Source organism: Marinagarivorans sp., from assembly GCF_982758155.1.
This window is the reverse complement of record NZ_CEXWTU010000266.1, coordinates 1-6,180: the sequence shown is the minus strand read 5'-3', so window position 1 is coordinate 6,180 and position 6,180 is coordinate 1. Positions and strand designations below refer to the sequence as shown.

Here is a 6,180-nt window from a genome sequence, read left to right as displayed (position 1 = left end):
CTGAGAAAACAGGACCCTGCGTCTAATTTGGACAAACTATTATTGCCTCGCCCCTTATACGCAGAACTAACGCCAAACCACTTAGGTTTGGCGTTAGAGGCAAAGCGATAATAGCCTAGTCAATTACCGGCTTTCTTACCTAGGCGCTTAAAGAGGGTATGTACACTTTAAGCAACGATGGTAAGGATGCCGATATCATGTATCTGTGGATAAACTATTGTTTATTCGACCCTTAACTCAAAGCCTAATACGCCCGACAAAAATCCCTTGATGCCTCAACAAGTATACGACGGCCATTTTCATAATAAGATCGATAGCATGTCTCTGTGCGCAAATTACGATAGCTGCGGGCGGCACGACCATCATAGTAAAAATCATCGGCCGCGTGATTAACATCAGACAACACCGCCCCTAAAATTACTCCTCCCAACAAAAAGGCCGCCTCGTGACTGCTGTGTCTGTCTGAGTGACCGTGTCTCGTATGATGCTTCCTATGATATTTCCTATGATGGTGAGAGTAGCGCTTGGGCGTAACCTGGTGGTGATGACGATCATGGTTGCGATGCTCGCGATGCACATCATGCCGAGTTTTGCCCCCGTGATGTCGATGCTTTTGATGCTGAGAGTCCCTACGCGCTTCTCTGTGACGATCATGGTGCCGCTCAGAATCCCTTCGGTGCTCGCGATGATTGTCTCGACGATGATCACCATGATGCGACTCATTATTCCGGTGACGATCTTTATGGCCCTCCCCGGAACGACTATGCTCACCAGCCCAACCTGAAGTACAGATACTGAGTAAAACTGCACCAGCAAGTGCACGGCCTAAGTGACTCGACTTGATATTCAAAGGTATTAATAGAACATTAGATAGTTTCATGCCAACCTCCCGTTTCAGTTGCACGGGTATAGATTAAGGCTTCGAGGATGAATCAAAGATTAACCCCCTATGACATATTGATTAAAGTGTGACTGTAATACTATTTCCCATTCCACTCTCACTCAAACAAGGCTCGGACACCACCGCCCCCCCGTGCCGAGTAATAATCAAAGCCGCTATTTTTAACGCGAATGCCGATGCAGGAATATCCTTATCATTTGATAGAACATACTCGTAGTGGGTCTCGAAGAGTGAAGAGTGGGCTTCAATAGGCATAGGTTTAGCGCAGTCTGTAAACACAATTTCATGCTGTCCCTCGCTAACCGAGAGACAAATAGTAATCACTCCAGGCGGGGACTGACGAATACAAAATAACAAGACATTGCTTATGGCTAAGGTTAACCGAGCCACATCGACGTTAATATCTTGCTCTATCGCACTGCTATCTATTTTATAAACCAACTGCAGTTGATAACGCACAGCAAGGGCTTCATTTGCGGTAATCACTGACCCGACTAAATCACCGAGCCTAGCCATGTGTAAATCAAGATCTGTTGCCTGCACTGCATCTAAAAGCAAAAGCTCACTGACCAGATAATGAAGACTTTTACCATTCCGGTTAATCGCCTCCAGCCCCATGGTTAAAGTGGAATCTTCAGTGTATTTTTTCAAAATGCGCTCAGAAAACCCAATAATACTATTCAGTGGGGTTCGAAACTCATGGCTTAGGTTACGTAAAAACTGATCTTTATCGCGCGCTGATTTAAGGGCAGCCGCCTCGGCAAGCTCTCGCTGAACGACCTCTTCTTGTATTAGCTCAATTTTTTGATGCACCTGTAGCTCAAACCCGGCCAACGTTTTCTTGTAAACCATAACCAGCGCCGCCATTGCAATAACCTGTGAAAAGGTATGCAACGTTATTAGCCAGTATTGCTGTTTAACTGGCGTCAAATTAGGGAGCGTGACACCTAACTGCTCTAGTATAAAAATACCCAACACTGAAATAACTGCAATAACAGACCAGCTAACGCAAAGACGGTAAGACCCAATAAGGCCGGCAATACAGATAATAAAGGAAAACCAAAATAGCGTAACATGCCCCATTCCGGCGCCGTTTGTGCACGCGGCATTCATCACAGCAAACCAGCAGGAAGCTAATACAACCCAAGGGGTAAAGGCACGATATCGGTGTGGCTGACATAGATAGATGCTGACAATAAAGCCCGCCTGTGCAAGGCAAAGAATCGCCACCCGGAGCCAAACCTGGCCCGCTAGAGCCAATACCAAAAACGGCAAGTTGATGAACGCTACTACCGTAGAAATCATTCGTGCTGTTGCCGCTGCACGCGTAAAGCTCGCTCGTGATATTTCGCGATCTACAGGCATAAATCTTCAAACTTGGCGCTATAAGTCGCCACTCAGAGAACGGGAACTACACTTGTTATTAAATTCTAGATCCTAAAGCGTGTTTTTTCCTGTTTTTGCGACTCTATTTCTTTCTATAGCTCAATGAGTGTATTACTGGCCAAAACGGTAATGCAGTTGAACGCCGAGGGCTGGGCCATCAATAATCTGATCACCACCTGGGCCGCCATCGTGAGCAAGGTCCTGAAAGTATTTATAACCAACCCCCAGTGCGTAGCGCCCATGATCACCAAAACGAAGGCGCATATTACCACCCAGGTAATAACCTGATGCATTATTGATCCAATTATATTGCGCTGCCCCCATGAATAACTCCATGCTCAACCACTGATTCCAGTCGACTAAATAGTTTACTGGGCGAAACCCCAAGATTCTTCCGCTACCAATAGTATTATCTCGACCAATAGGGTCGAGAATTTCGATCACCCCGCCCCATGAGGTCTTATCACTCGATTTTCGATACGCAGCCAGCGCTAAGCCAATATAAGCAGCATCGTCAGTGTCCGCTGCGGCTGACTTTCTGAAAATACCTAACTGACGCTCGCCCCCGGCTATTGATACCTCAAAAAAGGAATCACTCCAGCATTGCGCTGTAGGCATTACAAATACAGCACACAACAATAGTGTTATCACAGCCCGTGTTTTTATTTTAGTTATCTCCATTTCGCAGAAATCCTAAGTTGCATAAAGGAATTATTTCGACTGTCCTGACCGAAAAAAGCACCAACACTCACCGAACTTTGAGTTCGAATGGGTACGATATAATCCATGTCAATATTCCAAGCATTGTCATAAATACGATGATCATGATCCACAGATCTTAACTTTACATCCAGAGTGTGTCGCCAAGGCAGCCACCACTGCGCCGCTATAAAGTGGCTGCTACCGGGTGCTGAAGTCCCCGCATTATGCTGTTCCTGCATACCCCAGTGCCCAAGTACAAAGCCTTCGTTACTGTACCCCTCTTGATAAACATTATTAACATACCAACCGCGATCCCAATCGGCATACTCATAGGCAAAGGAAAGGTTATTCGAAATGAAAGCGGGAAAAAATAAGCCGGCCGTTAACGCAGGGTTACCAAGCTGGAAATCTTTGTTATTAGACGTATCTTCGCCGGCAAGCTCGACGTTAAAGCTAAACGGCACCTGCCCATCAAAAACCATTCGGCTGGATACAGACGCGACTTGATTCCCTGACTCTTCATCCACAGAGGCATCGTTATCGCTACCTCTCGGATCATAAAAAGCTCTAGCTAATGTACCCGCACTAAACTCCCTATCGCCTCCGCCAAACTGAAACATACGCGTAGCGCCTAGGATCCACCAAGATACGGGCTGAAAGCTAATGTGGGTACTGGCCAATAAGGGCGCTTTGGTTTCACTATAGGTTCCATTGTAAGCGGTAAGCTGCTTCGACAACTGCGCCACAAAAAACTCATAGTTGAAGCCTACATCAAAAAAAGTCAGCGGCAGGTTATTACTTAAAGAGATTGAAGGCAGAGTTTGAGCCTGTGTACTGAGTAACTGAGCAGACCCCATAAAAGGTGACAACCAATACTCCTTGTAGCCCAGGTCAAGCTGCGCCCAGCTTGCTCCGAGTGAAAGCAACGTTCCAGAGGCCTGCACCTGCTCATCTGAAATATCTCCCCCTATATTCAACAATAACCAATCACCCGCCCCTATATGTGAGCGGAAATTGAACGATGCACTCTCATCCAAAGTTGTTCCTCTGCTATTGACCCGTACAATATTACCCTCATTGCTATCAGCACGATAATGAGCGCTAACACTAGCATTGGTTACGCCCTTTTTTGCTTGAAAGTTAGCAATGTAGCGCGAGAGCCTTGCATGCAACCGGGGATGCTGGGTGGCGATTTTGCCTAAGCCCTGCTCAATTAACGATATGCTGTAGGGCTTGGTTAAATCAGAGAGGTTGGCGTAAACCATTAAACGCTCAATATCACGCTCAACAATAGGATCTAAATTAACAGGGGCGTAATTCGAGACTCCGCTAGAAACAGCATAAGGCGAAAAAGACAAAAGCAATAAATGGATCGCAACGTGATAGTATTTCATAGTCAAACTGGATAAGCCTATAAAGAGGGCGGATGTTCAGCCCAACAAGAAACAGCGCCTACTATAACAAGGGCCGCGAGTGATTCCGAAAAATTAAAGGGGAAATTTGTGCAGCGTCTAGTTTTAGCGCTTTACCAAATAATTGGAACGTTACTGCTCCCACTACTTATTCTTGCTCTTTTGATTCGATCCCGTAGACAGCCAGAATATCGATCTCGACTGTTTGAGCGCCTGGGGTTCTGCTCGTTAGCGAAGTCCAAAAACGGCATTATTATTCACGGCGCTAGTTTAGGCGAAATCACTAGCCTAAAGCCCTTTATAATTGGCGTTATCAAGGCGCTACCAGACACACCCATTACAGTAACCAGTTTTACCCCTGCAGGCTCCAAACAAATCAAACATTTGTTTGGTGACAGCGTAAATCACACGTACTTACCCGTTGATTCGATTATATGTAACTGGCTATTTTTAAAGCGATTAAAACCAACTGTTGCTATTTTTATGGAAACGGAGCTATGGCCAAGTCTTTGCTATCAATTAAAAAAAAGGAACGCAAAACTTCTACTCATTAATGCCCGGCTATCCGAAAAATCAACAATTCAATACCAAAAAATATCTCCGTTAATCAAATTAACTCTCAATCAATTCGATGAAATACAAGCGCAAACAAGCAATAACGCCGATCGTTTTTTATCACTAGGGGCAAACTCAAGCAAGGTTTCAGTTAAGGGTAACTTAAAGTTTGATATTGCTATGCCTGCCGACTTAGGCCATAAAATCAGCAATCTAAAAAAGACACTAGATAATCGAGTAACATGGGTAATTGGAAGCTCCCATATAGATGAAGAAGACCTTCTCTTAGACGTCTTTCAAGTACTAAAAAAACAACTACCGCACTTACTGCTACTTTTAGCGCCAAGACACCCAGAGCGCTATAGGCCCCTTGAACAGAAGTTTCAACAACGCCACCTAACCTATAAATTAAGAAGCGAAGACAGCCAAATATCCAATGATACCGATATTTGGTTAATCGATACGATAGGAGAGCTCTTATTATTCTATGCCGTCGGTGATATTTGTACTGTTGCAGGAAGCTTTGACAATACAGGGGGGCATAACGCACTAGAGCCTGCACTTTTCGGCAAAGCGATTACAGTTGGGCCAAACACATTCGGAATACTAGAATTAAACCAAGCCCTGCTAAAGGCTAATGCATTATTACAGCATGATTCTCTAGAAGTTGAAAAGATATCAAATGATTTATTAAACTTATTCAATTCAAAGCAAAGGCAAAAAGAACTAGGTCATAACTCCAACTGTTTTTTAATCGCCAATCGTGGCGCGACACAAAGTGCCATTTCTACTTTACAGTCTTTTATTGAGCTTAACTAAGTTGTGTGTATTTATTCTTACGTAAGCTGAGTTATTCAACTTACGACTCAAGGTGAACAACCCTAACCTACCATAGCTCGTGACGACGCCCCCAAACTTAATCCCCTTACGTTTGGTAAACCTTCACTCAAGCTAAGCTTTCACACCTAAAAACACATAAAGCTCCCCCGCTTGGCACATTACCTACCCTCAAAGTATCATCCAGAGGGATAACGTGAACTCATGACCGCACAAGTAAAGGGACAGGAACACCAAAGCGGGTACGTTTCGGAGCCTGCTTAACTCCGAGTCAGCCTCAAAAAGCCGCATCCATCCTTATCCCCATGAGGATAGAAACGCCTGAGAGAGCACACGTCAAATCGAGCGTTATAAAAATTTAAGCAAAAAAAAGCCCGTTATCAAAGA

Annotated in this window: 5 protein-coding genes; 1 reads left to right on the top strand and 4 read right to left on the bottom strand. The window is 44.7% G+C overall.

The annotated features are described in order from the left end of the window. Positions 1-417: 417 nt before the first annotated feature. From AC3A8L_RS19020 to AC3A8L_RS19005, 4 genes are all read right to left on the bottom strand, one after another. Positions 418-771, bottom strand: coding sequence for a hypothetical protein (locus tag AC3A8L_RS19020; RefSeq protein WP_487963855.1), 354 nt, complete (start codon positions 769-771; stop codon positions 418-420). A gap of 190 nt (positions 772-961) precedes the next feature. Beyond that, positions 962-2,266: a sensor histidine kinase gene (locus tag AC3A8L_RS19015; protein WP_487963854.1), complete on the bottom strand. Its 1,305-nt coding sequence runs from the start codon at positions 2,264-2,266 to the stop codon at positions 962-964. Between the two features lie 132 nt (positions 2,267-2,398). After that, positions 2,399-2,968 carry a hypothetical protein gene (locus tag AC3A8L_RS19010; protein ID WP_487963853.1) on the bottom strand — a complete coding sequence of 190 codons (570 nt, stop codon included), beginning with the start codon at positions 2,966-2,968 and terminating at the stop codon, positions 2,399-2,401. Then, positions 2,959-4,383: a capsule assembly Wzi family protein gene (locus tag AC3A8L_RS19005; protein ID WP_487963852.1), complete on the bottom strand. Its 1,425-nt coding sequence runs from the start codon at positions 4,381-4,383 to the stop codon at positions 2,959-2,961. The genes AC3A8L_RS19010 and AC3A8L_RS19005 overlap by 10 nt, the downstream gene beginning before the upstream one ends. Positions 4,384-4,491: 108 nt before the next feature. Here AC3A8L_RS19005 and AC3A8L_RS19000 point away from each other — a divergent pair, with 108 nt between their 5' ends. Continuing rightward, positions 4,492-5,775 carry a 3-deoxy-D-manno-octulosonic acid transferase gene (locus AC3A8L_RS19000; RefSeq protein ID WP_487963851.1) on the top strand — a complete coding sequence of 428 codons (1,284 nt, stop codon included), beginning with the start codon at positions 4,492-4,494 and terminating at the stop codon, positions 5,773-5,775. The last annotated feature ends 405 nt before the right edge of the window (positions 5,776-6,180 follow it).

Coding starts and splice junctions, on each gene's coding strand:
- AC3A8L_RS19015 (WP_487963854.1), bottom strand. CDS start 2,266: ATGCCTGTAGATCGCGAAATATCACGAGCGAGCTTTACGCGTGCAGCG.
- AC3A8L_RS19010 (WP_487963853.1), bottom strand. CDS start 2,968: ATGGAGATAACTAAAATAAAAACACGGGCTGTGATAACACTATTGTTG.
- AC3A8L_RS19005 (WP_487963852.1), bottom strand. CDS start 4,383: ATGAAATACTATCACGTTGCGATCCATTTATTGCTTTTGTCTTTTTCG.